Source organism: Phenylobacterium sp., assembly GCF_004799395.1.
In the GTDB taxonomy this organism is placed as follows: Bacteria; Pseudomonadota; Alphaproteobacteria; order Caulobacterales; family Caulobacteraceae; genus Phenylobacterium.
This window is the reverse complement of record NZ_SSMZ01000124.1, coordinates 12,522-38,425: the sequence shown is the minus strand read 5'-3', so window position 1 is coordinate 38,425 and position 25,904 is coordinate 12,522. Positions and strand designations below refer to the sequence as shown.

Genomic DNA, 25,904 nt, shown 5'->3' with positions numbered 1-25,904 from the left:
CGCCGGCCGGCTGGAGGGGGAACTTGCCGCACAGTCCTTGATGGGCGGCCGCAGGCTGGTGCGCTTGAGGTTTTCCACTGAGAAGGGCGGCCTCGACAAACTGGCCGCCGAGGCGCTGACCCGCCACGCCGCGGGGGAATTGAACCCCGACGCCTTCCTGCTGATCGAGGCCGGCGCGCTCGGCCGAGATTCCAACCTGCGCAAGGTCGCCGAGAAGGCCGCGGGCGTGGCGACCATCCCCTGCTACGAGGACGAGCCTGGAGACGTCGCGCGTCAGGTCCGCGAGGCGCTGGCCAAGGACAGCCTGTCGCTCAACGCCGACGCGCTCGCCCTATTCGTGGCCCGCATGCCGAAGGAGCGCGGGGTCGCGCGCCAGGAAATGGAGCGGCTGGCCCTGTTCCTCGGTCCCGGCAGCGGAGCCATCGCCACGCCTGCCGACCTCGAGCCCTTCCTCGGAGTCGAACCTGAGGCCTCGCTATTCGACGCGGCGTCGGACGCTTTCGGCGGACGCCTGGGCGAGGCCCAGGCGGGGCTGCGCCGCGCGGCCCAGGAAGGCGAGGGCGGTCCCGCCGCCGTGCGCGCCATGGGCATGCACCTGGGCAAGCTTCGACGGGCGCTGACGCTCGCCAAGAGCGGAGCTGGCCTGCAGGAAGCCGCCAAGGCGGCGGGCGTATTCTGGAAGCAGGAACGGGAGTTCCTGCGCCAGGCGCGGTCCTGGAGTCTCGAGGAGCTCGACCGCATCCAGCCGCAGATCCTCGACGCCGACCGCCTGTGCAAGACGGCCGGTTCGCCCGACCAGTTGATCGCTGAACGCCTGGCGCTGACCGTCGCGAGCCGCGCGCGCCGCCTGGGACTCTAGACGCTCCTCTTGCCGCCGGCCCGGAACGCCGGGATACTTGCGCCCATAAGCAGCAATGACTGCAGGCATATTGGGAGGCGCATATGTTGGCGAAGAAGTTGAAAGCTTTCGCCTTTTCAGCTGTGCTCGGCATCGGCTTCTCACCGGACCTGGTTCACGCCCAGCCTCCCGCGCCACCCAAGACAGCCTACAAGGTCCCCCGCGACGCCTATGGCCACCCGGATTTGCAGGGGGTGTGGACCAACGTCGCGGTCACCCGGCTGGAACGCAATCCGAAGTACGGCGCGAGCCTGGTGCTGACCGAGGCCGAGGCCAGGAAGATCGAGGCCAAGACCCAGGCGCAGATCGATCTCGGCAACAAGCCCACCGACCCGAACGCCAAGGTCACCGACCTGCCCGCGGACTGTTCAGGCGGCCGCGGCACCGACTGCAACTACAACGCCGCCTGGACCGATCCCGGCAGCGTGGTCATGCGGGTGAACGGCCAGCCCCGGAACGGCTTCATCACCTCCACACCGGACGGCCGTGTGCCGATGCGCAAGGACGTGCATGTCAATCCCTTCGGCCGCTCGCTGGGCCCCGGCCAGAGCCCCAGCGACAACCCGGAAACCCGGGCCCTGGGTGAGCGCTGCCTGCTGTCGTTCGGAAATTCCGCTGGCCCGGTGATGCTGCCCGGCCTTTACAACAACACCTATCAGTTCGTGCAGACCAAGGATCAGGTCGTCATCGACGTGGAGATGGTGCACGACGCCCGCATCGTGCGCCTGGACACCCCTCAGCACCTGCCGGCTTCCGTCCGGCCCTGGATGGGCGACTCGATCGGCCGCTGGGAAGGTGACACGCTCGTGGTCGAGACCACGAACTTCAACCCTGAGCAGGTGTTCCGCGGCGCGTCCCAACACCTGAAGGTCACCGAACGCTTCACGCGGACCGACAAGGACCGCATGCACTACGCCTTCTGGGTGGAGGATCCGACCGTCTTCGCCCAGGCCTGGGGCGGCGAGTACGAGTTCTCGCGCATCACCGGCCAAGTCTACGAATACGCCTGCCACGAGGGGAACTACGGTCTGGTCGGCATCCTGCAGGGCGCGCGCGAGGAAGAGCGTACGGGCCACAAGACATCGCCCACCAATATCGACCAGAAGGCCAAGGCGACGGACGCCGAGGACGGCGAAGGCTAGTCGCGGACGCGGCTGTAGACGAAGCAGTCAGCCGGCTGGTCGGGCGAGGAATAGCCCGCCTTGCGCAGGATGCCCTCGCTGGCGTAGCCGCAGTTTTCGGCCAGGCGCGCCGAGGCGTCGTTCCAGGTCTCGATGATCAGCTGAAGCCGGTGGCATTCGGGATGCTCGGCGAACAACAAGTCAGAGAAAAGCCGAAGCGCTTCAGAGGCATAGCCTTTGCCACGGTCGGCTTCATCGTGGAGGATGTAGCCCAGCTCCAGCCCGTGGACGCCAGGCCCCGCGCCATAGAACTGTAGTGTGCCGATCAGCCGGTCATCCGCCTCGATGGCGCAGGCGCCGGCCGTGTTGGTCCAGAAGCCGGTCTGGTCGAGCACGCTGCGCGCCCAGTCCGGGTCGGTCATCGGCTCGGTGATGGATAGCGTGAACTTGTGCCTGGTCGCCGCCTTCAGGTCGCGAACCCCGATGGTGCGCAGCTTCACCTTGGAGCCCTGGGCCAGGATCATGCGCGGGTCAGCCTGCGGCAAAGCTCGTCGAGCTGTTCCAGGGTGGCGTACTTGATGCGCAGTTCGCCCGCGCCGCCCCGGTCGAGGATGTCGACGCTCATGCCCAGCACGTCCTCCAGGTCGACCTCAAGTGCTGCGGTGTCGGTGTCCTTGCTCCGGCGCGGGCCTGAGGCCTTGGCCGGACCGGACCCGCCCTTGCGTTTGGCCAGCGCCTCCGCGTCACGGACGGAAAGCCCTTTCTCGACAATGGCTTGCGCCAAGGCCTCCGGCTGATCCGAGGTCAGGATCGCGCGCGCATGGCCGGCGGTCAGGCGGCCGAACAGCACGTGGTCCTGGACGATCGCCGGCAGCTGCAACAGGCGAAGGGTGTTGGCCACATGGCTGCGCGACTTGCCGACCGCAGAGGCCGCCTTGTCCTGGGTGTAGGCCATGCGCCGCATCAGGGTCTGGTAGGCCTGGGCCTCCTCCATGGCGTTCAGGTCTTCGCGCTGGACGTTCTCGACGATGGCGATCTCGAAGGCCTTGTCGTCGTCCAGCACCCGCACCAGCGCCGGGATCGCCTTCAGCCCAGCCTGCTGCGCCGCGCGCCAGCGGCGCTCACCGGCCACAATCTCGAATTCACCCGACGTCTTGGGCGAGGGACGGACCAGGATCGGCTGCAACACGCCCTTGTCGCGGATCGAGGTCTCCAGCTCGGCGATCTCGGCCTCGGCGAAGTGGCGGCGCGGCTGGTCGGGGTTGCGGTGGACCAGTTCGATGGGGATCTCGCGAGCGCCTTCGCCGGCGGCGACGGGCCCATCACCGTCGTTCGCGTCGTCCAGCAGGGCCGAAAGGCCCCGGCCCAAACCTCTGCGGCCCTCGGCCATCGAATCTCTCCTACGCCGCGACTTTGCGGCGGGCGCGCTCGCGCAGCACCACCTCGCGGGCCAGCCGCAGATACGCCTGGCTGCCTGCGCACTTCAGATCGTAGACCAGCGCCGGCTTGCCGAACGAAGGCGCCTCGGAAACCCGCACATTTCGCGGGATCACCGTCTGGTAGACCGTCTCGCCGAAGTGGTCGCGCACGTCGTTGGCCACCTGGGCCGACAGGCCGTTTCGGCGATCGAACATGGTCAGCACGATCCCCTGGATCTCCAGCTTGGGATTGAGGCTGGTGTGCACCAGCTCGATGGTGCGCATCAGCTGGGTCAGGCCCTCCAGGGCGAAGAACTCGCACTGTAAGGGCACCAGCACCGCGTCGGCCGCCGCCATGGCGTTGACGGTGAGCAGATTCAGCGACGGCGGGCAGTCGATCAGCACGTAGCTGTAGACCCCAGCCTCGCGCACGACGTCCAGCGCGTCGCGCAGCTTGTAGGAACGCCGGGCCTGCTGGGCCAATTCCAATTCGATGCCCGAGAGGTCTGGGTCCGACGGCACCACGTCCAGGCCCGGCACCGAGGACTTCACCACCGCCTCGGACAGGCCCTTTTCGCCCATCAAGACGTCGTAGAGCGTGTTCTTGCGCTGCGCCCGGCCGATGCCGAGGCCGGTGGAGGCGTTCCCCTGCGGATCCGAGTCGATCAGCAGCACGCGTTCTCCCACCGCAGCCAGGGCCGTGCCCAGGTTGATGGCGGTCGTGGTCTTGCCAACGCCGCCCTTCTGGTTGGCGACGACGAGCACCCGCATGGCCGCTTCAGGTCTTGCGGGCACGACCGAGCCTCCTCACGCGAACGATGCGGCCTCGGGGGTCGCTTTTGGATGGCACGACGTCGGCCTCATATTCCCAATGTCTGGCGGCCTCCTTCATCTCGGCCACGACGTCCTGTCCCTTGAGGAACAGGCCGGTCGCGCCGGACTGCAGGTATGGCCGGGCATACCCGAGCAGGCGGTAGAGCGGCGCACAAGCCCGGGCGGTGACGATCTCCACAGTTAGATCGAGGTTTTCCGCACGCGCGTTGTGGACGCTCGCCGGAATCGCCAGCTCTTCCACCACTTCGGAGAGGAACTTGCACCGCTTGGTCATGCTCTCCACGAGGTCCACGTGGAAGCCCACGACCCCCTTGCCGAGTATGGCCAGCACCAGACCGGGCAGACCGGCGCCGGCGCCCAGGTCGGCCCAGGCCCGCGCCTCCGGCGCCAGACGCAGCAATTGAGCCGAGTCCCAGGCGTGCCGCGACCAGAAGTCGGGGAGGGAGGCCGGCCCGACGAGGTTCATCACCTCGTTGCGCTCGGCGAGCATCACCCGGAAGCGTTCGAGGTCAGCCATCTGGGCGGGCGTGGCCCCGCTGACGGACGCGAAGCCTTCGGCGTCCATCAGGGCTGCGGGCGCCAAGGGCTCACGCGGCGCGGCGACGGACATGAGCCAGCAGGGCGGTCAGCGCGCCAGGTGTCACGCCCTCGATCCGCGCCGCCTGTCCCAGTGTCAACGGTTTGACATTATTCAGCTTTTCTCGCGCCTCGTTGGAGAGGCCGCCGACCATTGTGTAGTCCAGATCTGCGGACAGGGTCAGGTCCTCGTCGCGGCGGAACGCGGCGACATCGGCGGCTTGGCGGTCGAGGTAGCCGGCGTAGGAGGCGTCGATCTCCACCTGCTCGCGCACCGCCGGCGCCCAGGCAGCGATCTGCGGCCATACGCGCGCCAGGTCGTCGAAGCCGATGGTCGGGTAGGCGAGGAGCTCGATGAGGTTGCGCCGTTGACCGTCCGCCTTCACAGGCAGGCCGGCCTTTTCGGCCGCCGAGGGCGTCAGCGTCAGGCTGGCGGCCATGGCGCGGGCTTCACTGAGCGCCTCGGCCTTCTCACCAAACACCTTGGCGCGGAGAGACCCCACGACGCCCAGGGCGTGGCCCTTGGCGGTCAGCCGCTGGTCGGCGTTGTCGGCCCGCAGGAGCAGGCGGAATTCCGCGCGGCTGGTGAACATCCGATAGGGCTCGGTGACGCCACGGGTGACCAGGTCATCAATCAGCACGCCGATATAGGCCTCGTCGCGGGCGAAGGAGCCGGCGTCCAGCCCGGACGCCGCGCGCGCGGCGTTCAGCCCGGCGACCAGACCCTGGGCGCCGGCTTCTTCATAGCCGGTGGTGCCGTTGATCTGACCCGCCAGGTAAAGACCGGGCAGGCGCTTGGCCTCCAGGGTCGGGAAGAGTTCGCGAGGGTCCACATAGTCGTACTCGATGGCGTAGCCGTAGCGGCGCACGCGCACGTCTTCGAGCCCAACCATGGTCCGTAGGAAGAGGTCCTGCGTCTCTTCCGACACCGAGGTGGAGACGCCGTTCGGATAGACCGTGTCGTCGGAGAGGCCTTCCGGCTCCAGGAACACCTGGTGACTGGTCTTGTCGGCGAAACGGACCACCTTGTCCTCGATCGACGGGCAGTAGCGTGGGCCGATCCCGGTAGCCTTGCCGCCATAGACCGCGCTCTCGCCGAGGCGCTCGGCGATGATCCGATGAGTCTTGGCGTTGGTGTAGGTGATCCCGCAGGCGATCTGCGGCGTGGTGATCGCCTCGGTCAGGAAGGAGAACGGGGTGGGCTCTTCGTCCGCCGCCTGCATCTCCAGCCGGTCCCAGGCGATGGTCGAGCCGTCGAGACGGGCCGGGGTGCCGGTCTTGAGTCGGCCCATTCGGAGCCCAGAAGCATAGAGCCGGTCCGAGAGACCGATCGCCGGCGCATCGCCGGCGCGACCGGCTGGAATCCGCTCATCGCCGCGATGGATCACACCCTTCAGGAAGGTGCCGGTGGTCAGCACGACCCGGCCGCCGCGGTAGGCCGTCCCGCTGGCGCCCAGCACACCCACGACGACGCGGTCGTCCAGGATCAGGTCCTCGACCGCCTCGGCGACGAGGGTCAGGTTGGGTGTGGCGGCGAGTTCCGCCTGCATGGCCTCGCGGTAGAGTTTGCGGTCTATCTGTGAGCGCGGGCCGCGCACGGCGGCGCCCTTGGAGCGGTTCAGCAGCCGGAACTGAATGCCGGCCTGATCGCCGAGCCGGCCCATCAGCCCGTCCAGGGCGTCGATCTCGCGGACCAGATGACCCTTGCCCAGGCCGCCAATGGCCGGGTTGCAGCTCATCTCTCCGATGGTCTCGACCTTGTGGGTAAGCAGCAGGGTGCGCGCGCCGAACCGCGCCGAGGCGGCCGCCGCCTCGCAGCCGGCATGGCCGCCGCCGATGATGATCACGTCCCAGGTCGTCATGGAGCGCTGCATATAGTCGAACGCCGCGAGTGTTTCACGTGAAACAGTGACGCGAGGCGTGGATCCCCGCGTTCGCAAGGATGACTCGCTTGGCGGTCACTTGCCGATGCAGAAGGTCGCGAAGATCCGGCCGAGCACCTCTTCAGGGTCGATACGGCCGGTGATGCGGTCCAGGGCCCTGGCGGCGAGACGCACATCCTCGGCGGCCAGCTCCAGGGTCTCGTCCTGCGAGAGAGCGTGGCGGAGGCGATCGGCGGCCTCGGTGAGAAGGTTGCGGTGGCGCAGGCGCGTGGCGGCTGGGATTTCGGAGCCGCCCAGGGCCTCCACCACCGTCTGTGTCAGGGAACGTTCCAGCCAGGCCACATCGTTAGGGCTCTTCGCCGTGAAGGGTTCGCCTGGCAGGCCCTCCAGGCCCTCGCCGAGGTCGCGCTTGGTCAGCAGCACGATGTCGCCGGCGCGTAGGGAGACCGGCATGACCGGATCTGGCTCCCCGTAGCCGTCGACCAGCCAGACCCGCAGGCCCGCCGTCTCGGCCCAGGCCTCGGCCCGGCGGACCCCCTCTGCCTCGATCTCGTCGGTGGTCGCGCGCAGACCAGCCGTGTCGGCGACGATCACCTTGTAGCCGCCCAGCACCATCGGGACCTCGATGATGTCCCGGGTCGTGCCCGGTGTAGCCGACACGATAGCCGCGTCGCGCTTGGCGAGCGCGTTAAGAAGCGTGCTTTTACCGGCGTTGGGCGCGCCGAGCAGGGCGATGCGGAAGCCCTCGCGCACCTGCTCGCCGCGCGCCACGTCCGCTGCGGCGGCCTCCAGCTCCTCAGCGAGGATCTCCAGGATCGGGCGTGCGCGGCCCGCGACGTCGGCCGGAAGCTCCTCATCGGGGAAATCGACAGCCGCTTCCAGCATCGCCGAGGCGCGGATCAGGCCGTCGCGCCAGCGCGCCTGGACTCCGGAAAGTCTTCCGCCGAGTTGGGCGAGGGCCTGCCTGCGTTGGGCTTCCGTCTCGGCGTCGACCAGGTCCGCGACCCCCTCGGCCTGGGCGAGGTCCAGCTTGCCGTGCTCGAAGGCGCGGCGGGTGAACTCTCCCGGCTCCGCCAGGCGCAGCCCCTGCGCCGCGAGGGCGTTCACCAGAGCGGAAACGACCGCTGGGCCGCCGTGGACATGGAATTCGGCGCTGTCTTCGCCGGTGTAGCTGCCCGGCGCGGGAAACCAGAGCACCAGGGCCTCGTCGATTGGAGCGCCCTCGGCGTCCGCCAGGGTGCGCAGCGAGGCGCGTCGGGCGGCCGGCGCCCGGCCCGCCAAGGCCTGCACGGCCGAGCGCGTCTTGGGCCCGGACAGCCGCACCACCGCCACCGCCGCCCGACCCGCCGCGGTGGCGGGGGCGAAGATGGTGTCGCTCATTTTCGGGTGGCGGCGGCGTTCAGGCCCACTTCCATCAGCTTGCGGAAATGTTCCTGGGCGCCGGTGCCGAAGGCCATCCAATTCTTCATCAGCTCGTCCGGCGAGATCATCGACATGTTGGAGTCGATCCGCCCCTTCATCTCATTGACCAGATGGTCATTGAGGGCGCTCACGTCCGGCAGGCCCATGAACCGGCGGGCCTCCTCGGGCGTGCAGTCCACCTCGATCGTCATCTTCATGCCGCAAGCTCCCGCTTCGGATTCCATATGGCCGCGCCACGGCCCCGCGCGCTAGTAGCGCAGACATCGAAGCTTACGGAAACCGGAGACCACCATGGGCGAGCGCACGAACATCACCACGAAGGACGGGACCTTCAGCGCCTATGTGGCCCGACCCGCCAAGCCGAAGGCGCCCGCCATTGTCGTCATCCAGGAGATTTTCGGGGTGAACCAGGTGATGCGCGACGTCACCGACGGTCTGGCGGGCCAGGGGTACCTGGCGATCTGCCCCGACCTGTTCTGGCGGATCGAGGCCGACATCGACATCACCGACAAGTCCGAGGCCGAGTGGAAACGCGCCTTCGAGTTGTTCAACGCCTTCGACGTCGACGCGGGCGTCGGTGATATCGCAGCGACCATCGCCCATGTCCGCAAGGACGCCGGCTGCAACGGCAAGGTCGGCGCAGTCGGCTATTGCCTGGGCGGCCAGCTCGCTTTCCTGACCGCCACGCGCACCGACGCCGAGGCAAGCGTCTCGTACTATGGAGTGGGCTTGGAGAACCGGGTCGCGGAGGCGGAGAAGCTGACCCATCCGCTGCTGATGCACATCGCCGAGGAGGACGAGTTCGTGCCCAGGCCGGCCCAGGCGATCATCCTGGCCGCCCTGAAGGATCATCCGCAGATCGAGATCCACACCTACCCGGGCTGCGATCACGCTTTCGCCCGCGAGGGAGGCGAGCATTTCGACGCCGCCGCCGCAAAGCTGGCCAATGGCCGCACCCTGCAGTTCTTCCAGAAGGTGCTCGGCTGATGCGCGCGATCCGGCTCGAGACCACCGGCGGCCCGGAAGTCTTGCAATATGTCGAGGTCGAGACCCCCTCACCGGGACCGAAGCAGGTGCTGATCCGCCACGAGGCGATCGGCGTGAACTTCATCGAGACCTACCAGCGATCCGGCCTCTACCCGATGAAGCTGCCCTCGGGCCTGGGCGGCGAGGCCGCGGGCGTCGTCGAGGCCGTGGGCGAGGAGGTCACACGCTTCAAGGTCGGCGACCGGGTGGCGACCGCCGGCTCCAGCTCGCCGGGGGCCTATGCGGAGTATTCGGTGGCTCTGGCCGACCGCGCGGTCGCCTTGCCGGACGACATCGATGTCCGCACCGCCGCGGCGGCGCTGCTGAAGGGCATGACAGTGGAGTTCCTGCTCCGGCGCCTGCACCGCGTGGAGGCCGGGGAGACCCTTCTGGTCCATGCGGCCGCCGGCGGCGTCGGCCAGATCATGACCCAGTGGGCCAAGGCTCTGGGCGCGGTGGTGATCGCCACCGTGGGCTCCGAGAAAAAGGCTGCGCGCGTGCGTGAGCTGGGGGCCGACCATGTGATCCTTTACCGCGCCCAGGATGTGGCGGCCGAGGTCCGCCGGATCACCGGCGGGAAGGGCGTGCCTGTGGCCTACGACTCGGTGGGCAAGGACACCTTCGAAGGCACCTTGAAAAGCCTGGCGCGCCGCGGCCTGTTTGTCAGCTTCGGCAATGCGTCCGGCCCGCCGCCACCCGTGGAGGCCCGCCAGCTGATGCTCGGCGGTTCGTTGTTCTTCACACGGCCGACCATGGGCGATTACCAGACCACCACCGCCGAGCTCGACGCCAGCGCCGCGGCCCTGTTCGAGATGATCGGCTCCGGCAAGGTGGAGGTCGAGATCGGCCAGACGTACCCGCTGGCCGACGCCCGCAAGGCGCACGAAGCCCTGGAAAGCCGGGCTACGATCGGCGCGAGTCTGTTGATCCCCTGACAGCGAAACGCCGCCCCTCCGGAAAGGGGCGGCGTCTGATGTTTCACGTGAAACACAAGTAGAACGAGTAGGCCCTTGGTAAGGCCGCAAGCCCTACGTGTTCATCGACTGGAAGAACTCTTCGTTGGTCTTGGACGAGCGGAGCTTGTCGAGCAGGAACTCGATGGCGTCCTGAGCGCCCATCGGGCCCAGGATCCGGCGAAGGATGTAGGTTTTGGTCAGGTGCTCCTTCGGCGTGATCAGCTCCTCCTTGCGGGTGCCGGACTTGATCACGTCGATCGCCGGATAGACCCGCTTGTCGGCGACCTTACGGTCGAGGACGATTTCCGAGTTACCGGTGCCCTTGAATTCTTCGAAGATCACCTCGTCCATCCGGCTGCCGGTGTCGATCAGAGCCGTGGCGATGATGGTCAGGGAGCCGCCTTCCTCGATGTTCCGCGCCGCGCCGAAGAAACGCTTGGGGCGCTGCAGGGCATTGGCGTCGACGCCGCCCGTCAGCACCTTGCCGGACGACGGCACCACGGTGTTGTACGCGCGGCCAAGCCTGGTGACGCTGTCCAGAAGGATCACCACGTCGCGCTTGTGCTCGACCAGGCGCTTGGCTTTTTCGATAACCATTTCAGCCACTTGGACGTGACGCGTCGCCGGCTCGTCGAAGGTCGAGGAGATCACCTCGCCCTTCACCGTGCGCTGCATGTCGGTGACTTCTTCCGGGCGCTCGTCGATCAAAAGGACGATCAGGTAGCACTCGGGGTGGTTGATCTCGATGGACTTGGCGATGTTCTGCAACATCACTGTCTTGCCGACGCGGGGCGGCGCAGTGATCAGGCAGCGCTGGCCCTTGCCGAGCGGGGCGACGATATCGATCACCCGGCCAGAGCGGTCCTTCAGGGTGGGGTCGTCGATCTCCATCTTCAGCCGCTGGTCGGGATAGAGCGGTGTCAGATTGTCGAACAGCACCTTGTGCCGGACGTTCTCGGGGTTCTCGAAGTTGGTCAGATCGACCTTCACCAGGGCGAAGTAGCGCTCGCCCTCGCGCGGCGCGCGGATGGCGCCGTCCACGCTGTCGCCGGTGCGCAGGCCGAACTTCCGGATCTGCGAGGGGCTGACATAGATGTCGTCGGGCCCAGGCAGGTAGTTTGCCTCGGGGCTGCGCAGGAAGCCGAAGCCGTCCTGCACCACTTCCAGGGTGCCGGAGCCGGAGATTTCGACGCCTTCCTCGGCCATCACCTTGAGGATCGCAAACATGATGTCCTGCTTGCGCATGGAGTTCACGTTCTCGATCTCGAAGAGCTCGGCGAAGGCCAAGAGGTCCGCGGGCGCCTTATCCTTCAACTCCTGCAGACTCATCCGGGTGAGCCCGAGCTTCGCGATGGCCTGGGCCGCCTCGGACGGCTCGTCGGACTCCGCGGCTTCGGCCTCGGCCTCTGCAGCCGCTTCAGCTGCGGTCTGATCGGCGGTTTCGGCCTCGTTCACCGGGGTCTCGTCGGAGGCGGGGGTTTCGTTTTCGTCTTGCATAGCAATTCACTCGTGTTCGCCCGCGGGGCCGGACAGAGTCCGGGCGCGGGCTTTTCAGATGATGTGGGCGCTCGGAAGTGCGCCGGATGTCGTTTCGTCGTCTTTGGGAGCCGGACCGCGCCCGCGGGTCAATCCACACGGAGGGCCGGAAATAAGGCGGGACGTATCCTTGTCAGGAACACGCGGCGTGATCGGAACCACGAAGACCGCGTCGGGTCAAGGACTCCAGCCGAACAGCCGGGTGCGGCCTAGTGGTCGCCGAACTTGGTGGTCACGGCCAGGACCATGACAATGGCGGCCAGGAACGGCAGTTCATTGGTCATCCGCCAGAACTTCGCCGTCCGATCCCGGCGGCCGGCCAGAAAACCCTTGTGGGCGCCCGCGATGAACCCATGCCAGCCGGTCATGAAGACGATGCCGGCAATCTTGGTCAGCATCCAAGGCTCGGCGAGGAAGCCAACGCCCCTTATCTGGCTATCCACATAGATCAGCGAAAGACCCAGCAGCCAGACAAGTCCCATGGCCGGACCAAGGATGATCTTCAACACCTTTCCTTCCCACCGGGTGAAGTGGGCGTCGAACTCGCTCCCCGGCGGAGCCGTCTCGGTGTGGTAGGCGTAGAGCCGCGGCAGCATCATCAGGCCCGCCATCCAGGCGATGACCGCGAGGATGTGCAGGCCGATCAGCAGGTTGTATGCGCCGGTCATGCCGCGGTCCCCGTCCGGAGCGCGCATTTCGAATAGCTCGCCGGGCAGCCCCAAGGCCCATGCGGTGCGGGGCCGCAGGGCCGGTCGACCGCCGCCAGGACGGCGCGGGCCAGTTCGTCCACGAACCGTTCCTGCACCCCGGGCGTCGGCGCCCGCAGGTAGGGCGCGCAACCGACCGCCTTCGCCAGATGGGAATATTCATGGTCGAGTTCGACCAGGGTCTCCACATGTTCGGAGACGAAGGCGATGGGGGCGATCAGCACGCCCTTTCGCTCCGCGCCCGCCAGGCGGATTTCGTCATCGGTGGACGGCCTCAGCCACTCCAGTCGTCCGACGCGGCTCTGATAACAGACCCGCCAGTCCGCAAACACCGGAAGCCGTGCCGCGATCGCCGCCGCGGTGGCTTCGATCTGCGCCTGGTAGGGATCGCCGTCGTCCACCACCTGCTTCGGCAACCCGTGAGCGGATAACAGCAGCCGAACGCCTGTGGGCCTTCCGGCGTCGGTCCAGGTCTTGCGGATCGACTCCGCGTGCGCATCGATCAGACCGAGCGCCGTCGGATAGCAGCAGACCGTTCGCGTCCGCCCGGGCCCGCGGTAGACCTTTCGCCAATCCCCCTCGGAAGACGCCGTCGTGGTCGTCGAATACTGGGGGTAGAGCGGCAGCAGGACGATTTCGTCCGGCGCGAAGGCCGCCACCGCGCGGGCCGTCTCTTTGGCGAAGGGCTTCCAGTAGCGCATGGCGATGAAGCAGCGCGCCTCTACGCCCGACGCCTGCTCCGCAAGGACGGTTTCGAGCGCTGTCGCCTGGGCCTGGGTCTCGGAGAGCAGCGGTGAGGCGCCGCCCATGATCGCGTAGTTGGCCTGGGCCGTCTTCTCCCGTGTCGTCGAGATCAACGCCGCGAGCGGATAGCGCGCCACCGCTGGCAGTGTGATGATCGCCGGATCACGGAATAGATTGAAAAGAAACGGCTTTACGGCCTTCAGATTGTCCGGCCCACCAAGATTGAACAGGACAACGGCGAGCTTCTTCACTCGGCGGCCATGGCCTTAGCCGGTTTTCCGGTCACCCGCTCCACGACGCGGGCGATGTGGGCGATCGGTGTGTCTGGCATCACCCCGTGGCCCAGGTTGAAGATGTAGGGACCGCCGCTCCATTGGGCGAGCAGCTGGTCCACCCGAGCATCCAGGGCTGAGCCGCCTTCGCGCAGCAGCAGGTTGTCCAGCGCGCCCTGGATCGTCTTGCCGCCTGCCTGCAGCCGCTGACCCAGTTCGGCGCTCGCCTGGGTGTCGAGCGCGACGCCCTGCACGGGCACGGTGCGGGCGTAGTTCTCCACCAGCGCTCCGGCCCCACGGGGAAAGCCGATGAACGGGACGGTCACGCCGGCTGCGCGGACCTTCTCGACAATGGCCAGGTGCGGAGCGATGACGATGCGCTCGAACACGTCCTCGGCCAGGCCTTCCGCCCAGCTCTCGAAGATCTTCAGCGCCTGGGCGCCGGACTTGGCCTGCATGACCAGATAGCGGGCTGTGGCGTCCACCAGTACGGCCAGCAGAGCATCCAGTTCTTCGGGGTGAGCGTAGGCATAGGCTCGCGCCACTTCGCGGTTCGAGCTGCGACCTTCGATCATGTAGGTAGCCACCGTCCAGGGGCCGCCTGCAAAGCCGATCAGCGCTCGGTCTGGCTCAAGTTCGGCGCGCACGAGCGACAGCGTCTCGCCGATCGCCGAAAGCCGTCCCGTGGAAGCTTCGACTTGCTCGGCCATGGCCTCGACCAGCGGCAGCTCACCAAGCCGTGGGCCCTCACCGGCTTCGAACCAGACCTTTTGGCCAAGCGCGCCAGGGATCAGCAGGATGTCGGCGAAGACGATGGCCGCATCCAGTGGAAAGCGGCGCATGGGCTGCAGCGTCGCCTCGGCGGCCATCTCCGGATTGTGGCAGAATGTGATGAAGTCCGCAGCCCGGGTGCGCAGCTCGCGGTATTCCGGCAGCGAGCGGCCCGCCTGGCGCATGAGCCAGATTGGAGGCCGGTCGAGGGTTTCGCCGGCCAAGGCTCGTAGGAGCCGCGGAGTGGTCTCGCTCATGGGAGCTTTAAATCGCCTCCCGGCCTGCGGCTCAAGCCCAACGCCGAATCCACTCATCCCGTCCGCCCCTCTTCTTCCTAATAAGGGTTCTGAAAAAGGTTGGTGTAGGAGCGATAGGGGCTGTCGAGTGCGTGGACAACGGCGACACATTCATGACGGCGCAACCCCCGTCCCCAGCTTGTCCCGCCTGCGCCCTCCAGGGAGGACAGGCCTGTGAATTGCGGGGACCGACCGCCAAGCCCCGCGGACGCTTAAGGAATCGTTAACCTCTAGGGGGACCGCGCGGTGCGCGCCTGTGGCTATCCAATCCTTGTCGGTCCGCGAGCTCTGCGGCGTCCACCGGGGACTCGCCCAGTGGGTTAATGGAAGGTTTAGGGCCGATTCCATCCCGGTGATTTGCCCCGCCGGCGGACGAGCCGCCGGCGCACGCGGTCTATCCCCAATCCGGCCCGCGTTCGCTAAGACTGCTCCACAGGAATCGTCCCCAGGCATTTTCGCGTCAGGCCGCCCGTGACAACGACCGCCCCGAAGCTCGCGACCTATTTCCATGTCCACCTGGTGTCGGATTCCACCGGGGAGACCCTGAACGCCATGGCGCGCGCGGTCTGCGCCCGCTTCGACAATGTCCTGCCGATCGAGCACATCTACGCCCTGGTCCGTTCCCAGCGCCAGCTCGACCGGGCGCTGGGCGACATCGAGGAGGCGCCGGGCGTCGTCATCCACACCATCGTCGACGACGGACTGCGCGAGGCCCTCGAGGAGGGCTGCCGCAAACTCGACATGCCCTGCATCCCGGCGTTGGACCCGCTGGTCTCGGCCATGTCGCGCTACCTGGGCTACACCACCACCAGCCGGGTCGGCGCGCACCTGCGGCTCGACAACGACTATTTCAACCGCATGGACGCGCTGAACTACGCCATCGGCCACGACGACGGCCAAGGTGGCCAGGACCTGGAACAGGCCGACGTTATCCTGGTGGGCGTCTCGCGGACCTCGAAGACGCCGACCTGCATCTACCTGGCGCATCGGGGCGTACGGGCCGGCAACGTGCCCCTGGTGCCGGGCCGCCCGCCGCCGGAGAAGCTGTTCGCCCTTAAGTCGACCCTGGTTGTCGGCCTTTCGATCTCGCCGGACCGGCTCATCCAGATCCGCCGCAACCGCCTCTTGAGTCTGAAGGAAAACCGCGAGTCGACCTACATCGACGTGGATGCGGTGCGCGAGGAGATCGTCCAGGCGCGGCGGCTCTACGAACGCCAGGGCTGGCCGGTGATCGATGTGACCCGCCGCTCCGTCGAGGAAACCGCGGCGGCGGTCCTCAACCTGCTGCATGGCGGCCATGGACAGGTCGAGGTGCTGGGGTGAGCCCCGGTCTGGTTCTCGCCTCGAAAAGCACCGCGCGGCGGGCCGTTCTCCAAGGCGCCGGCGTGCCGTTCGAGGCGGTCGGCTCCGGCGTGGACGAGGAGGTCACGAAGGCCGAACTGGTCGCCAAGCGCGCCACGCCGCGCCAAGTGGCCGAAGCCCTAGCCGAAGAAAAGGCGCTGGCTGTCTCGGTCGGTCGGCCCGAACTTGTGCTCGGTGCCGACCAGACGCTGGAATTCCAGGGCAAGCTCTACGACAAGACCGAGACCCTGGCGGCGGCCCGCGAGCGCCTGCAGACCCTGCGCGGCAAGCCGCACATGCTGCATTCGGCGGTGGTGGTGGCCGAACGCGGCGCCGTCGTCTGGCGCGAAACCCAGAGCGCAACCCTGCGCATGCGCGATTTCTCCGACAGCTTCCTGGACAGCTATCTGGCCGAGGAAGGCGAGGCGGCGCTGGGCTCAGTGGGGTGCTACCGCCTCGAGGCGCAAGGGGTGCAACTGTTCTCCAAGATTGAGGGTGACTACTTCACAATCCTGGGCCTGCCGCTGATGGGTCTGCTGGAGCTGCTGCGCAAGCGCGGGATCCTGGCGCCATGAGCCGCACGATCAGCGGCGCCACACGGGTCGCCGGCGTGGCCGGCCGGCCGGTCGCCCATTCACTGAGCCCGATCCTGCACAACGCCTGGCTGGAAGCGGCCGGAATTGACGGAGTCTATGTGGCGCTGGAGGTCGGCGAGGACGGCTTTGCCGCCTTCGTCGAAGGCCTTCGACGGACGTCCTGGGCAGGCGTCAACGTCACCTTGCCGTTCAAGGAGGCCGCGCTCACCGTCGCCGATGAGGCGCACCCGCGCGCCCAGCGCGCCCGCGCGGCTAACCTATTGGTCTTCGGCGACGGCGGTCGGGTCCGGGCGGACAACACCGACGGCCTGGGTTTGGCCACGGCTTTCGCCGAGCAGGCGCCGCAGTTCGACGCGCGCAGCGGACCGGTGGTGGTGCTGGGCGCCGGCGGCGCCGCGCGGGGCGCGGTGGCTGCGCTGCAGGACGCCGGTTGCCGCGACGTCCGGATCGTCAACCGAACTCTGGCGCGCGCGGAAGCCCTGGCGGCCGATCTCGGCGGCGGGGCCGCGGCCTGGGGCGACGCCGAAACGGCCTTGCAGAGCGCGGTGGCCGTCATCAACGCCACCTCCGCGGGCGTGGCCGACGGGCTGACCCTCGATGCGCCATTGGCGGCCACCCCGGCGGGCTGCGTGGTGATGGACATGGTCTACATGCCGCTGGTCACGCCCTTCCTGGCGCTGGCGAAAGCGCTGGGCCGGCCGACGGTGGACGGCCTGGCGATGCTGATCGGCCAGGCCCGGCCCTCGTTCGAGGCGTTCTATGGCCAGCCGCCGCCGGCGAACCTCGACGTCCGGGCCCTGGCGCTGAAGGCGCTGGGCGCATGATCCTTATCGGGCTTACCGGTTCCATCGGCATGGGCAAGTCGACCACAGCGGCCATGTTCCGCGAGGCGGGCGTACCGGTCTATGACGCCGACGCCGCGGTGCACGACCTCTACGACACCGGCGGCGCGGCGGTCGGGCCGGTGGGTGAGGCGTTTCCCGGCGTCGTCAGGGATCGCAAGGTGGACCGCGAGGCCCTGCGCCAGGCGGTGCTCGGCAAGCCGGACGAGCTCAAACGCCTCAACGCCATCGTCCATCCCCTTGTGGGCAGCGACCGGATCGGCTTCTTCGCCAAAGCCGAGGCAGACGGTGCGGACATGGTGGTCCTCGACATCCCGCTGCTGTTCGAGACCGGCGGCCACGTGAATGTCGACGCGATCGTGGTGGCCAGCGCGCCCGCTGGCCTGCAGCGCGAGCGCGTGCTGGCGCGGCCGGGCATGACGCCCGAACGGCTCGATGCGATCCTCGCCCAGCAGCTGGCCGATGCGGAAAAGCGCGCCCGCGCCCACTTCGTGGTCGACACCTCCCGCGGTCTGGAGCCGGCGCGCATCCAGGTCGCCGAAATCATCGCCGCGATGCGCGATCCACAGACACGTCCCGCCCGCGACCGTTAGGCTGTTGAATCCCCGGGGCGAATGGGGTCATGAATGGTCATGGCGCGCGAGATCGTCCTCGACACCGAGACTACCGGCTTCGAGCCGACCCAGGGGCACCGGCTGGTGGAAATCGCCTGCCTGGAGATCGACGACTTCGTGCCCACGGGCCGAAGCTTCCACACCTACATCGACCCCTGCCGCGACATGCCGCCGGACGCCGAGCGGGTCCATGGTCTTTCGGGCGCCTTCCTGAAGGGCAAGCCGAAGTTCGAGCATCCGGAGGTGGTGGACGCCTTCCTGGACTTCGTCGGCGACGCGCCGCTGATCGCCCATAACGCGACCTTCGACCGCAATTTCATCAATTACGAGCTGGGCGTCGTGAGCCGCCACCCGCTGCACGAGACGCGCTGGATCGACACCCTGGCGCTCGCCCGCGCCCGCTTCCCGGGAATGCACAATTCGCTGGATGCGCTCTGCAAGCGCTTCAAGATCTCGCTCAGCGAGCGCGAGAAACATGGCGCCCTGGTGGACGCCAAGCTGCTTGCGGCGGTCTATCTCGAGCTGAAGGGCGGCCGCGAACGGCGGCTGGAGCTGACCACTGCGGCCATGGCGGTCGCGGTTCACGCCGCGGCCCGCAGCGCCTACGGCGCCCGGCCCAATCCGCTCGCTCCGCGCTCGACCGAGGCCGAAAGGGCGACGCACGCCGAATTCATTCGCGGCGTCGTGAAGAACGAAGACCTCTGGGCGAGGTTCGGGCTGTAGCCAAGCGGCTCCCCATCGGGGGAGCTGTCAGCGCAGCTGACTGAGGGGGATCGCTCAAACCGGCGAGGAAGCCGCCTCCGGCGCTTCGCGCCACCTCCCCCGACGGGGAGGAACGCGTTACGCGTGGCCGACCTGCTGTTCCTGGGCCTTGCGGGCCGTGTAGACGCCAGCGAAATCGATGGGGTCGAGCATGAAAGGCGGATAACCGCCGTCGGCGGTCACGTCGGCGATGATCTTGCGCGCGAACGGGAAGAGATAGCGCGGGCATTCGATCAGCAGCACCGGCTCCATGTCCTCGGGCCCGACGCCAGCGATCTGGAACACGCCGCCGTAGAGCAGCTCGACCACGAACACCGGGCCGTCCTCCCGGTTGGCCTTGGCGGAGAGCTTCAGGTCGACCTCGAAGAAGCCGTCGTCGCGGCCGCGGGCGTTCATCTCGACGCCCAGGTCGATCTGCGGCTGGGCCGCGCCGCCGCGCAGCGCTTCCGGCGCGCGCGGGTTCTCGAACGACAGGTCGCGGATGAACTGGGCCAGGATGCGGATGCCGGGCTGATCGGCGGTCTCGGCGATGTCGGGCGCGCCGGCGTCGGTGTCGGTCATAGTTCGGCTTAAATCCGTGTGGAGACTACGAACGGTTCGCGTCTTGTCGGGGCGCCGGGCTAACATGGCGCCCCTGGCGATGCAACGCCGCCCCTGACGCAGGCGTTGGTTCGGTCTATATGGGTAAGGAGCGCCGTGCGGCGCTCAAGCACCCCGAGGGCTCGTCGGTTGGAAGTTCTGGAATTGATCATCTTCGCGGGGTTGGCGGCCATCGTGCTCTACCAGCTCTATGCGGTGCTCGGCCGCCGGGTCGGCCGCCAGCCCGAGGACGCGCCAGCGGTCCCGGCGACGGCCGCGCCGCTGGATCGCGCGCCGGACGCCCCGGCGCAGGCCGACGACGGCGTGTCGCTAAGCGGCCTCGCCGCCGTGAAGGCCAAGGACCCCAGCTTCGACGTCGGCCGTTTCCTCGGCGGCGCGAAGAGCGCCTACGAGATGATCGTCAAGGCATTCGCAGCCGGCGACCGCACCCAGTTGCGCAACCTCCTGGCCGCTCCGGTCATGGCCGGCTTCGACACCGCCATCGCCGCCCGCGAGGCGGAGAACCGCACCGAGACCGTGGAATTCCTGCACCCGCCCCGCGCCGACCTGGAAAAGGCTGAGGTCGTGGGCGCGGACCTGGCGCGGGTGACCGTGCGCTTCCTCTCCGAATTCCGCAGCCGCACCAAGGGCCCGGAGGGCGAGGGCGTCGAGGACCGCCGGACCGCCGAACTCTGGACGTTCGAGCGGCGCCTGAAGAGCCGCGACCCCAATTGGCTCTTGATCCACGTCGACGCCGCCGAGGCTTGACGCGCCCGTGCGGGGAGGCGTTCTCGGCGCGGCCCTGACCGCGCTCATCCTCGCGGCCTGCGCCTCGACGCCCACCCCGAAACAGGCGCCGCCAACGCCAGCGGCCGGACACAAGGCGCCGCCGCTCGAGGCGCGCCCCAGGCCTCGCCCGGCGCCGGAGCCGGAAGCCTCCACCGAACGCATCGTTCCGCTTAGCGCCCTGCGCGGCTGGGAAGCTGAGGACCATTCTGCGGCGCTCGCCGCCTTCCGCGAGACCTGTGGCGCGGCGCGCGATCCGGCCATGGCCCAGGTCTGCCGCGACGCCCGCGCCATCGGCCCGCTGGACGCGGATCAGTCGAAACGCTTCTTCGAAGCCCATTTCCGCGCGGAGGCCAGCCACGCCGACGGCGTGTTGACCGCCTACTTCGCCCCGGAATACCCCGCGCGCAGCAAGGCGGACGATGAGTTCTGCGCCCCGGTCCGGCCCAGGCCGGCCGACCTCGGCGACACCACGCTCAATCCTTACCTCGACCGTACGGCCATCGAGGCCCAGCCGCCAGGCAAGCCGCTGGCCTGGATGCGGCCGGAAGACCTGTTCTTCCTGCAGATCCAGGGCTCCGGCGTGCTGACCTTCGACGACGGCAAGCGGAAGAAGGCGCTCTACGCCGGCAACAATGGTCGCCCGTTCGTGGGCGTCGCCAACCCGATGCGCGACAAGGGCCTGCTTGCGCCCGACAACGTCTCGGCGGACTCGATCCGCGCTTGGCTGGCCGCCCATCGCGGCGCAGACGCCCAGGCGATCATGCAACTGAATCCCCGCTATGCCTTCTTCACCCTTGGCCCCGACGACGGGCGCCAGCCGGTGGGGTCCGCCAACCTGCCTCTGCCCCCGGGCCGGGCCCTGGCCATTGATCCGACCTTCCACCAGATGGGCGAACTCTACTGGGTCGACGCTGGCGCGCCGATCCTGTCCGGCGCCTTCCCGACCTATCGTCGCCTGGCGCTGGCCCTGGACACCGGCGGCGCCATCAAGGGCGACGTGCGCGCCGACCTCTATATGGGCACAGGGCAGGCCGCCGGCGCGGAAGCCGGCCGCGTGCGCCACACGCTTCGCCTTTATCGCCTGATCCCGAAGGACGCCGCGCCATGAAGCGGCCCCTGAAGCCCGAAGAGCGCCATATCTGGGGCGTGGTTTCCGCCACGGTCCACCCGCTGCCCGGGCGCGGAACGCCGACTCCAAGCCAGGAAGCCGCCAGGACCGAGACCGCCGCCCGCATAGCCCCGCCCAGGCCTGCGACCCGTCCTGGCAAGATCCGCGAGCAGCTTGATGGGATCGAGCCCAACCGCCGCCACCGCATCGCCCGCGAACGAGAGGATATCGGCGCACGCCTCGACCTGCACGGCATGGATCAGGTCCGCGCCCGGGCGGTGTTGGAAGGTTTCCTCGCCACCGCCTTCCACGAAGGCTGGCGCGCCGTGCTGGTGATCACCGGCAAAGGCGTCCAGGGCGACGGGGTCCTGAAGCGGCGCGCGCCGGAATGGCTGGCGGCGCCGCACCTCGCCCATATTGTCGCCGGCATCTCGGATGCCGCCCGCCACCACGGAGGCGAGGGCGCGCTCTATGTGGCGCTGAAGCGGAAGCCGCGGGGGTAGTCGTACGACGAAGGGCGAGGGCTATTTCGGGCGCGACGCCTTCTCAGCCAGCCCCGAAGTCCCCTCGCGGCCTTCAAGCTTGGCCGCGACGTCGTCCAGCGACACACCAGCGGCGGCCATCACCACCAGCCAGTGGTAGATCAGGTCGGCGCTTTCGGCCGCGAGCGCGTCGCCCTCACCCTTGGTCGCCGCGATGACGACCTCGACAGCCTCTTCACCCAGCTTCTTGGCCGCCAGCGAAGGGTCAGCCAGGAGCTTGGCGGTGTAGGACGCGGCCGGGTCGCCGCCCTTGCGGCTTTCGACCGTGGCGGCCAGGCGCGCCAGGACCTCGGTGAAGCGGCTCATCACGCGGGCTCCGTCTGGCGGACCGGCAGGCGCGCGGCGGCCATGGCGCGCTTCACGTCGCCGATGGAGACCTCGCCGAAGTGGAAGATCGAAGCGGCCAACACGGCGTCGGCGCCGCCCCTGGTCACCGCATCGACCATGTGCTGGGCGCCGCCGGCGCCGCCCGATGCGATCACCGGCACAGAGACCGCGCCGCTCACCGCCTTCAGCAGGTCGAGGTCGTAGCCGGTCTTGGCGCCGTCGCGGTCCATGGAGGTCAGCAGGATTTCGCCCGCGCCGCGTTCCACAGCCTCGACCGCATATTGAACCACGTCCAGACCGGTGTCGTTGCGGCCGCCATAGGTGAAGACCCGCCACTGATCCCCGGCCTTTTTCGCGTCGATGGCGACGACCACGGCCTGGCTGCCGAAGGCGTCGGCGCAGGCGGCGATCAGGTCGCGGTTCTCCACGGCGGCAGTGTTGACCGAGATCTTGTCGGCGCCGGCCAGCAGCAGGCGCCTCGCGTCCTCGACCTTGCGGATGCCGCCGCCCACCGAGAGCGGCATGAAACAGACGTCCGCCGTGCGGGCCACCACGTCGAGGATGGTGCCGCGGTTCTCGTGGCTGGCGGTGATGTCCAGGAACATCAGCTCATCGGCGCCGGCAGCGTCATAGGCGCGGGCCTGTTCCACCGGGTCGCCGGCGTCGCGCAGGCTGACGAACTGCACGCCCTTCACGACCCGACCGTCCTTGACGTCCAGGCAGGGGATGACGCGTACACGCAGAGTCACGCGGCCGCCTTCAGGGCGGCGTCGGGCACGATGTCGCCGTTGTAGAGTGCGCGGCCCAGGACGGCGCCGGCGATTTCGGTCCCCTTGCGGGCCTTTAGCCGGATGATGTCTTCGACGGTGGCGAGGCCGCCGGCGGCGATCACCGGAATCGCCACCACGTCGGCGATGGCCCCGAAGGCCTCGACGTTGAAGCCCATGGTGGTGCCGTCGCGGTCGATGTCGGTGATGATCAGGGCCGAGACGCCCACGTCCTCGAAGCGCTTGGCCACGCTGATCGCGTCGAGGTCGCTATCCTCGGTCCAGCCCTGGACGGCGACCTTGCCCTTGCGCACGTCGACGCTGACGGCGATCTGCTCGGGCCAGGCCTTGGCGGCCTCGTAGACGATCTTCGGGTCGCGCACGGCGACGGTGCCCAGGATCACCCTGGAGACGCCGGCTTCGATCCACCCCTCGATGTCGGCAAGGGTGCGGATGCCGCCGCCCAGCTGCACCGGCACGGAGACGGCGTTGAGGATCTCCTCGACCGCGGCCTGGTTCACGGCCTGGCCGGACACCGCCCCGTTCAGGTCGACCACGTGGATCCAGTGGAAGCCGCCGTCGGCCCAGGCGCGGGCCTGGGCGGCGGGCGAGGTGTTGAACACCGTGGCGGTGGAAAGGTCCCCATGCACGACGCGCACGCAGCTGCCGTCTTTCAGGTCGATGGCGGGATATAGGATCACGGTCGCCACTCCAGGAAGCGCGCGAGGAGGTCGAGGCCCACGGCCTGCGATTTCTCCGGGTGGAACTGGACGCCAGCAACATTGCCGCGGGCGACGGCGGCGGGGAAGCGCTCGCCGTGCTCCACATAGGCCGCCACGTCGGCGGAGTCCTTCGGGAAAAAGGCGAACGAGTGGGTGAAATAGACGGTCTGGCCCTCTTTCAAGCCCGGAGGGGCTTTGAGGCCGGCGAACACCGGCTGGTCGGTGACGTTTGTCAGGCCGTTCCAGCCCATGTGCGGGATCTTGATGGCTGGGTCGCCGCCGTCATCCAGCTTGCGGACGTCGCCCGAGATCCAATCGAGGCCCGGCGTCTCGCCGAATTCCAGGCCGCGCGAGGCGAGCAGCTGCATGCCGACGCAGATGCCCAGGAACGGGGCGCCCTTGCCGTGCACAGCCTCGGTCATCGCCTCGATCACCCCAGGGCGCGCCTCGAGCGCGGCCATGCAGGCCGCGAAGGCGCCGACGCCCGGCAGCACCACGCGGTCGGCCACGGCGATGACGTCGGGGTCGTCGGTGACGACGATTTCGCTCTTGGCGTCCGCGGCGCGGATCAGGGCCTTTTCGGCCGAGCGAAGGTTGCCCGACCCGTAGTTGATCAGGGCGACGCTCTGCATGGGGGAAATCCTTACAGCACGCCCTTGGTGGAGGGGGCGTGGCCGTGGGTCTTGGGGTCGAGTTCGACGGCGGTCCGTAGCGCGCGGGCCAGCGCCTTGAAACCGCTCTCGGCGATGTGGTGGGAATTGGTCCCGTAGAGGGTTTCCAGGTGGACGCAGGCCCCGCAGTTCATGGCGAAGGCGTGATGGAATTCCTTGAAGAGTTCGGTGTCCATATCGCCCACCTTGGGGGTCTTATACGACACGTTCCAGATCAGGTACGGCCGATTGGACAGGTCGAGGGCCACCCGCGTCAGGGTCTCGTCCATGGGAATATAGGCATGGCCGAAGCGGCGCACGCCCTTGAAGCCATCCAGCGCCTTGTTGAACGCCTGGCCGAGCACGATGCCGGTGTCTTCGACCGTGTGGTGCATGTCGATGTGCAGGTCGCCCTTGGTCTCGATCTCGATGTCGAAACCGCCGTGGCGGATGAAGCTCTCCAGCATGTGGTCGAAGAAGCCGATGCCGGTGGAGACCTTCGACGCACCCGTCCCGTCCAGATCGACGGCGATCCGGACCTGGGTCTCCTTGGTATTGCGGACAACCTCCGCCGTGCGGCTCATCTTAGAGTCCCTTTTCCGCGGCCAGCGCCTGCAGCGACACCTGCGGGCGTGGACCGTAGTGCGAGATCACTTCTGACGCCGCCAGCGAACCCAGCCGCGCGCAATCCGGCAGCGCCCGGCCGCGGGCGAGGCCGAACATGAACCCTGCCGCGTATTGGTCGCCGGCGCCGGTGGTGTCCACGACTTTCTCCACCGGATAGGCCGGCACGGAATAGGTCTCGGCGTTGGTGGCCACGACCGACCCCAGTTCGCTGCGGGTGACGGCGGCCAGCTTGGCGCGCAGCGTGATCTCGCCCATGGCCGCCTCGAAGCTGTCGGTCTGGAACAGCGAGCAGATCTCCACCTCGTTGGCGAACACCAGGTCGACCTGGCTTTCGATAAAGGCCAGGAGGCCCGCACGGTGGCGATCGACCACGAAGCCGTCGGACAGCGTGATGGCCAGCATCCGGCCCGAGCCGCGCGCCAGGGCCGCGGCCTTGGCGAAGGCCTTACGCGCCGGCTCGGCGTCGAACAGATACCCCTCGAGGTAGACGATCTTGGCGCCCTCGATCACGGCGGGCGTCACATCGGCATCGGTGAACTCCACCGAGGCCCCCAAGAAAGTGCACATGGTGCGCTGGCCGTCCGGCGTGACGTTGATCATCGAGACCGCGGTCGCTGGGCCGTCCCGCAGGGGGGTCGGGTCGAAGTGGGCGCCGATAGCCCGCATCTCGTTGGTGAATGTCACGCCTAACTGGTCCTCGGCGACCTTGCCCAGATAGGCCGCCTTGCCGCCGAAGCTGGCGACGCCGGCGATGGTGTTGCCCGCCGACCCGCCGGAGGTCTCCACGCCCTTGGCCATCTTGCTGTAGAGGGCCAGCGATCGCTCGGCGTCCACCAGCATCATCGCGCCCTTGTCGAGGCCATTGGCCGCGAGGAAGGCGTCGTCGGCTGGAGCAATCACGTCGACGATGGCGTTGCCGATCGCGGCGACGTCGTAGAGGTCTGGCATTCTTGGACTTTCAGGCAAGTACGGCGAGGGCGGGACTTACCGAAGATCGGCCTTCGCGGCAACGCGGCTCAGGCGGAGCCCAAACGACGAGCGGCGGGACCTTTGCAGGTCCCGCCGCCCCATAAAGCTGACCGGAGCCGGTGGTTGGAACGGTTCGGCGTGCTTCGAGGGGTTAGTTAGGGTGCGTCGGCCATACCGCATATTCGGAATTTTCCCGTAGGGGGAAGTAC

At 68.1% G+C, this 25,904-nt stretch carries 30 protein-coding genes; 12 read left to right on the top strand and 18 right to left on the bottom strand.

Features of this window, described 5'->3' with window-relative positions:
- A partial coding sequence (gene holA, locus E8A12_RS08655; RefSeq protein ID WP_293367670.1) for a DNA polymerase III subunit delta occupies nt 1–859 on the top strand: 859 nt, incomplete at its 5' end.
- Between the two features lie 83 nt (nt 860–942).
- Nucleotides 943–2,040: a hypothetical protein gene (locus E8A12_RS08650; RefSeq protein ID WP_293367668.1), complete on the top strand. Its 1,098-nt coding sequence runs from the start codon at nt 943–945 to the stop codon at nt 2,038–2,040.
- On the opposite strand, the gene E8A12_RS08645 is transcribed toward E8A12_RS08650, so the two are convergent.
- From E8A12_RS08645 to E8A12_RS08615, 7 genes are all read right to left on the bottom strand, one after another.
- Nucleotides 2,037–2,543, bottom strand: a complete 507-nt coding sequence (locus E8A12_RS08645) for a GNAT family protein (RefSeq protein WP_293367666.1) — start codon at nt 2,541–2,543, stop codon at nt 2,037–2,039. The genes E8A12_RS08650 and E8A12_RS08645 overlap by 4 nt on opposite strands.
- Nucleotides 2,540–3,409 carry a ParB/RepB/Spo0J family partition protein gene (locus E8A12_RS08640; protein ID WP_293367664.1) on the bottom strand — a complete coding sequence of 290 codons (870 nt, stop codon included), beginning with the start codon at nt 3,407–3,409 and terminating at the stop codon, nt 2,540–2,542. Before E8A12_RS08640 ends, E8A12_RS08645 begins: the two co-directional genes overlap by 4 nt.
- A 10-nt stretch (nt 3,410–3,419) precedes the next feature.
- On the bottom strand, nt 3,420–4,208 hold the full coding sequence (locus E8A12_RS08635) for an AAA family ATPase (RefSeq protein ID WP_293367676.1): 789 nt from the start codon (nt 4,206–4,208) through the stop codon (nt 3,420–3,422).
- A 7-nt stretch (nt 4,209–4,215) separates the two neighbouring features.
- A complete protein-coding gene (gene rsmG, locus E8A12_RS08630; protein WP_293367674.1) occupies nt 4,216–4,836 on the bottom strand; it encodes a 16S rRNA (guanine(527)-N(7))-methyltransferase RsmG in 621 nt (206 codons plus the stop codon).
- Between the two features lie 22 nt (nt 4,837–4,858).
- Nucleotides 4,859–6,709 carry a tRNA uridine-5-carboxymethylaminomethyl(34) synthesis enzyme MnmG gene (gene mnmG, locus E8A12_RS08625; RefSeq protein ID WP_293367662.1) on the bottom strand — a complete coding sequence of 617 codons (1,851 nt, stop codon included), beginning with the start codon at nt 6,707–6,709 and terminating at the stop codon, nt 4,859–4,861.
- Between the two features lie 96 nt (nt 6,710–6,805).
- Nucleotides 6,806–8,110 (bottom strand): tRNA uridine-5-carboxymethylaminomethyl(34) synthesis GTPase MnmE, encoded by a 1,305-nt coding sequence (gene mnmE / locus E8A12_RS08620; RefSeq protein WP_293367660.1) that lies wholly within the window; start codon nt 8,108–8,110, stop codon nt 6,806–6,808.
- Complete coding sequence (locus E8A12_RS08615) at nt 8,107–8,349, bottom strand: DUF6489 family protein (RefSeq protein ID WP_293367658.1); 243 nt, start codon at nt 8,347–8,349, stop codon at nt 8,107–8,109. Before E8A12_RS08615 ends, mnmE begins: the two co-directional genes overlap by 4 nt.
- 94 nt (nt 8,350–8,443) lie before the next feature.
- On the opposite strand from E8A12_RS08615, the gene E8A12_RS08610 reads away from it, so the two are divergent.
- Entirely contained in the window at nt 8,444–9,139 is a 696-nt protein-coding gene (locus E8A12_RS08610; RefSeq protein ID WP_293367656.1) for a dienelactone hydrolase family protein, read from the top strand.
- Nucleotides 9,139–10,113: a quinone oxidoreductase gene (locus E8A12_RS08605; protein ID WP_293367654.1), complete on the top strand. Its 975-nt coding sequence runs from the start codon at nt 9,139–9,141 to the stop codon at nt 10,111–10,113. Before E8A12_RS08610 ends, E8A12_RS08605 begins: the two co-directional genes overlap by 1 nt.
- Before the next feature lie 93 nt (nt 10,114–10,206).
- On the opposite strand, the gene rho is transcribed toward E8A12_RS08605, so the two are convergent.
- The 4 genes from rho to hemE form a co-directional block, all read right to left on the bottom strand.
- Nucleotides 10,207–11,631 (bottom strand): transcription termination factor Rho, encoded by a 1,425-nt coding sequence (rho, locus tag E8A12_RS08600; RefSeq protein WP_293367652.1) that lies wholly within the window; start codon nt 11,629–11,631, stop codon nt 10,207–10,209.
- A gap of 248 nt (nt 11,632–11,879) precedes the next feature.
- The gene (locus E8A12_RS08595) at nt 11,880–12,338 is read right to left on the bottom strand and encodes a CopD family protein (RefSeq protein ID WP_293367650.1); all 459 of its coding nucleotides are present in this window, start codon (nt 12,336–12,338) and stop codon (nt 11,880–11,882) included.
- Nucleotides 12,335–13,372, bottom strand: coding sequence for a ferrochelatase (hemH, locus tag E8A12_RS08590; RefSeq protein WP_293367648.1), 1,038 nt, complete (start codon nt 13,370–13,372; stop codon nt 12,335–12,337). The genes E8A12_RS08595 and hemH overlap by 4 nt, the downstream gene beginning before the upstream one ends.
- Nucleotides 13,369–14,421 carry a uroporphyrinogen decarboxylase gene (gene hemE, locus E8A12_RS08585; protein WP_293367646.1) on the bottom strand — a complete coding sequence of 351 codons (1,053 nt, stop codon included), beginning with the start codon at nt 14,419–14,421 and terminating at the stop codon, nt 13,369–13,371. The genes hemH and hemE overlap by 4 nt, the downstream gene beginning before the upstream one ends.
- A 510-nt stretch (nt 14,422–14,931) precedes the next feature.
- Here hemE and E8A12_RS08580 point away from each other — a divergent pair.
- Genes E8A12_RS08580 through dnaQ form a run of 5 tightly spaced genes read left to right on the top strand, consistent with a single transcriptional unit; the run spans nt 14,932 to nt 18,576 of the window.
- The gene (locus E8A12_RS08580) at nt 14,932–15,783 is read left to right on the top strand and encodes a pyruvate, water dikinase regulatory protein (RefSeq protein WP_293367644.1); all 852 of its coding nucleotides are present in this window, start codon (nt 14,932–14,934) and stop codon (nt 15,781–15,783) included.
- Complete coding sequence (locus tag E8A12_RS08575) at nt 15,780–16,376, top strand: Maf family protein (RefSeq protein ID WP_293367643.1); 597 nt, start codon at nt 15,780–15,782, stop codon at nt 16,374–16,376. Before E8A12_RS08580 ends, E8A12_RS08575 begins: the two co-directional genes overlap by 4 nt.
- Nucleotides 16,373–17,221, top strand: coding sequence for a shikimate dehydrogenase (gene aroE, locus E8A12_RS08570; protein WP_293367641.1), 849 nt, complete (start codon nt 16,373–16,375; stop codon nt 17,219–17,221). Before E8A12_RS08575 ends, aroE begins: the two co-directional genes overlap by 4 nt.
- The gene (gene coaE, locus E8A12_RS08565; protein ID WP_293367639.1) at nt 17,218–17,832 is read left to right on the top strand and encodes a dephospho-CoA kinase; all 615 of its coding nucleotides are present in this window, start codon (nt 17,218–17,220) and stop codon (nt 17,830–17,832) included. Before aroE ends, coaE begins: the two co-directional genes overlap by 4 nt.
- A 39-nt stretch (nt 17,833–17,871) precedes the next feature.
- Entirely contained in the window at nt 17,872–18,576 is a 705-nt protein-coding gene (gene dnaQ, locus E8A12_RS08560) for a DNA polymerase III subunit epsilon (RefSeq protein ID WP_293367672.1), read from the top strand.
- A 117-nt stretch (nt 18,577–18,693) separates the two neighbouring features.
- Here the strand turns inward: dnaQ and secB are convergent, their stop codons facing one another.
- The gene (gene secB / locus E8A12_RS08555) at nt 18,694–19,176 is read right to left on the bottom strand and encodes a protein-export chaperone SecB (protein ID WP_293367637.1); all 483 of its coding nucleotides are present in this window, start codon (nt 19,174–19,176) and stop codon (nt 18,694–18,696) included.
- Nucleotides 19,177–19,359: 183 nt separating this feature from the next.
- Between secB and timA the strand changes: the two genes are divergently transcribed.
- Genes timA through E8A12_RS08540 form a run of 3 tightly spaced genes read left to right on the top strand, consistent with a single transcriptional unit; the run spans nt 19,360 to nt 21,594 of the window.
- Nucleotides 19,360–19,962, top strand: a complete 603-nt coding sequence (gene timA, locus E8A12_RS08550) for a TIM44-related membrane protein TimA (RefSeq protein ID WP_293367635.1) — start codon at nt 19,360–19,362, stop codon at nt 19,960–19,962.
- Nucleotides 19,963–19,969: 7 nt separating this feature from the next.
- A complete protein-coding gene (locus E8A12_RS08545; RefSeq protein ID WP_293367633.1) occupies nt 19,970–21,091 on the top strand; it encodes an MltA domain-containing protein in 1,122 nt (373 codons plus the stop codon).
- Nucleotides 21,088–21,594 carry a Smr/MutS family protein gene (locus E8A12_RS08540; protein WP_293367631.1) on the top strand — a complete coding sequence of 169 codons (507 nt, stop codon included), beginning with the start codon at nt 21,088–21,090 and terminating at the stop codon, nt 21,592–21,594. The genes E8A12_RS08545 and E8A12_RS08540 overlap by 4 nt, the downstream gene beginning before the upstream one ends.
- A gap of 21 nt (nt 21,595–21,615) precedes the next feature.
- Here the strand turns inward: E8A12_RS08540 and E8A12_RS08535 are convergent, their stop codons facing one another.
- From E8A12_RS08535 to E8A12_RS08510, 6 genes are read right to left on the bottom strand one after another with little or no spacing between them, the layout of a single operon-like run.
- Nucleotides 21,616–21,942: a phosphoribosyl-ATP diphosphatase gene (locus E8A12_RS08535; RefSeq protein WP_293367629.1), complete on the bottom strand. Its 327-nt coding sequence runs from the start codon at nt 21,940–21,942 to the stop codon at nt 21,616–21,618.
- The gene (gene hisF, locus E8A12_RS08530) at nt 21,939–22,703 is read right to left on the bottom strand and encodes an imidazole glycerol phosphate synthase subunit HisF (protein WP_363211825.1); all 765 of its coding nucleotides are present in this window, start codon (nt 22,701–22,703) and stop codon (nt 21,939–21,941) included. The genes E8A12_RS08535 and hisF overlap by 4 nt, the downstream gene beginning before the upstream one ends.
- 2 nt (nt 22,704–22,705) lie before the next feature.
- Entirely contained in the window at nt 22,706–23,428 is a 723-nt protein-coding gene (gene hisA / locus E8A12_RS08525; protein WP_293367625.1) for a 1-(5-phosphoribosyl)-5-[(5-phosphoribosylamino)methylideneamino]imidazole-4-carboxamide isomerase, read from the bottom strand.
- Nucleotides 23,425–24,081 carry an imidazole glycerol phosphate synthase subunit HisH gene (hisH, locus tag E8A12_RS08520; protein ID WP_293367623.1) on the bottom strand — a complete coding sequence of 219 codons (657 nt, stop codon included), beginning with the start codon at nt 24,079–24,081 and terminating at the stop codon, nt 23,425–23,427. The genes hisA and hisH overlap by 4 nt, the downstream gene beginning before the upstream one ends.
- Nucleotides 24,082–24,092: 11 nt before the next feature.
- Entirely contained in the window at nt 24,093–24,683 is a 591-nt protein-coding gene (gene hisB, locus E8A12_RS08515) for an imidazoleglycerol-phosphate dehydratase HisB (RefSeq protein ID WP_293367621.1), read from the bottom strand.
- Between the two features lies 1 nt (nt 24,684).
- Nucleotides 24,685–25,674: an adenosine kinase gene (locus E8A12_RS08510; protein WP_293367619.1), complete on the bottom strand. Its 990-nt coding sequence runs from the start codon at nt 25,672–25,674 to the stop codon at nt 24,685–24,687.
- Between the last annotated feature and the right edge of the window lie 230 nt (nt 25,675–25,904).

What these genes read in the sequence shown, in the direction of transcription:
- E8A12_RS08635 (WP_293367676.1), bottom strand. Translation starts at nt 4,208, where the DNA reads ATGCGGGTGCTCGTCGTCGCCAACCAGAAGGGCGGCGTTGGCAAGACC.
- aroE (WP_293367641.1), top strand. Translation starts at nt 16,373, where the DNA reads ATGAGCCGCACGATCAGCGGCGCCACACGGGTCGCCGGCGTGGCCGGC.
- coaE (WP_293367639.1), top strand. Translation starts at nt 17,218, where the DNA reads ATGATCCTTATCGGGCTTACCGGTTCCATCGGCATGGGCAAGTCGACC.
- E8A12_RS08510 (WP_293367619.1), bottom strand. Translation starts at nt 25,674, where the DNA reads ATGCCAGACCTCTACGACGTCGCCGCGATCGGCAACGCCATCGTCGAC.
- E8A12_RS08645 (WP_293367666.1), bottom strand. Translation starts at nt 2,543, where the DNA reads ATGATCCTGGCCCAGGGCTCCAAGGTGAAGCTGCGCACCATCGGGGTT.
- hemE (WP_293367646.1), bottom strand. Translation starts at nt 14,421, where the DNA reads ATGAGCGAGACCACTCCGCGGCTCCTACGAGCCTTGGCCGGCGAAACC.
- E8A12_RS08595 (WP_293367650.1), bottom strand. Translation starts at nt 12,338, where the DNA reads ATGACCGGCGCATACAACCTGCTGATCGGCCTGCACATCCTCGCGGTC.
- E8A12_RS08640 (WP_293367664.1), bottom strand. Translation starts at nt 3,409, where the DNA reads ATGGCCGAGGGCCGCAGAGGTTTGGGCCGGGGCCTTTCGGCCCTGCTG.
- rsmG (WP_293367674.1), bottom strand. Translation starts at nt 4,836, where the DNA reads ATGGACGCCGAAGGCTTCGCGTCCGTCAGCGGGGCCACGCCCGCCCAG.
- E8A12_RS08605 (WP_293367654.1), top strand. Translation starts at nt 9,139, where the DNA reads ATGCGCGCGATCCGGCTCGAGACCACCGGCGGCCCGGAAGTCTTGCAA.
- E8A12_RS08650 (WP_293367668.1), top strand. Translation starts at nt 943, where the DNA reads ATGTTGGCGAAGAAGTTGAAAGCTTTCGCCTTTTCAGCTGTGCTCGGC.
- hisH (WP_293367623.1), bottom strand. Translation starts at nt 24,081, where the DNA reads ATGCAGAGCGTCGCCCTGATCAACTACGGGTCGGGCAACCTTCGCTCG.
- E8A12_RS08615 (WP_293367658.1), bottom strand. Translation starts at nt 8,349, where the DNA reads ATGAAGATGACGATCGAGGTGGACTGCACGCCCGAGGAGGCCCGCCGG.
- mnmG (WP_293367662.1), bottom strand. Translation starts at nt 6,709, where the DNA reads ATGACGACCTGGGACGTGATCATCATCGGCGGCGGCCATGCCGGCTGC.
- E8A12_RS08610 (WP_293367656.1), top strand. Translation starts at nt 8,444, where the DNA reads ATGGGCGAGCGCACGAACATCACCACGAAGGACGGGACCTTCAGCGCC.
- mnmE (WP_293367660.1), bottom strand. Translation starts at nt 8,110, where the DNA reads ATGAGCGACACCATCTTCGCCCCCGCCACCGCGGCGGGTCGGGCGGCG.
- E8A12_RS08540 (WP_293367631.1), top strand. Translation starts at nt 21,088, where the DNA reads ATGAAGCGGCCCCTGAAGCCCGAAGAGCGCCATATCTGGGGCGTGGTT.
- hisB (WP_293367621.1), bottom strand. Translation starts at nt 24,683, where the DNA reads ATGAGCCGCACGGCGGAGGTTGTCCGCAATACCAAGGAGACCCAGGTC.
- rho (WP_293367652.1), bottom strand. Translation starts at nt 11,631, where the DNA reads ATGCAAGACGAAAACGAAACCCCCGCCTCCGACGAGACCCCGGTGAAC.
- secB (WP_293367637.1), bottom strand. Translation starts at nt 19,176, where the DNA reads ATGACCGACACCGACGCCGGCGCGCCCGACATCGCCGAGACCGCCGAT.
- dnaQ (WP_293367672.1), top strand. Translation starts at nt 17,872, where the DNA reads ATGGCGCGCGAGATCGTCCTCGACACCGAGACTACCGGCTTCGAGCCG.